The sequence below is a fragment of the Vibrio sp. 1249-1 genome (assembly GCF_033340495.1).
The window spans coordinates 1-822 of record NZ_JAWOWJ010000353.1; the positions used below are offsets into that span (position 1 = coordinate 1).

An 822-nucleotide genomic window follows, 5' to 3' on the forward strand; every position below is an offset into this window, starting at 1 on the left:
AAGCCTTGCACTTCATCAATCGCTTGCTGCGCTTCTAGATACGTTTTCTGCACAAGTAAAGACAAGTCTCGTTTGGCTTGAGATTTAAGAGCATCAACTTGAGATACAACGCTTTGTGCTGCTTTAACTTTTTCGCTTCGACCTGTGGATTCAATCAATGGAATGTTAACGCCAACCCCTACGAGCCAATCCGGTTTCATTTGGCTGGCCAACGAATCGTCTTCATACAGGCTGTAATCGCCATATAAGTAAACTTCTGGGTAGTATTTGCCTTTCTCTGCCTTAATTAAGCTCGATGCCTGTTTGTGCTTGGCATCCAAAATGTCGAGCCCAGGGTAGGTGAGCAAGGTCTGATCGATAAATGCACTCAGTGGTGGCAGGTTATCGTTAATGAACAAGGTTTCTGCTGGTTCAACAGAATCCTCTTGCGCGAGAAGTTTTCCAAGAGCAGCTTGTGCAATACTCAAGTCACTGGCGGCTTTGCGTGTTTCTACTTTGGCTTTGTCTAATGAGGCTTCAGCTTGTAGGCGTTCAACGCGAGCGATCTGTCCTTGCTCTTCCAGCTTGATGGCAAAATCTCGGTGCTTTTTCAAACCTTGTTCTACAGCTTGGCGCGTAGCGAGCACTTCTTTGGCAAGTACAACTGAGAAGTAGTATTTAGAAAGGTCTTCAAAGCGAGCCTGTTGCTCCATGGCTAACTGACTTTTCGCTTCATCGGTTTTACCCGCCGCGGCAGATTGCGCAGCTGAGATTCGGCCACCAGTAAAGATAGGCCAAATCGCACGGATAGAAGAAGAGAAAATATCGCGCTCAGTAATGGTT

General features: G+C 46.5%; 1 protein-coding gene. It reads right to left on the reverse strand.

The window, feature by feature from the left end; translation table 11 throughout:
* Positions 1-822 (reverse strand): TolC family protein (locus R7Z50_RS26315; RefSeq protein ID WP_318149589.1); only part of this gene is annotated, 822 nt, incomplete at both ends.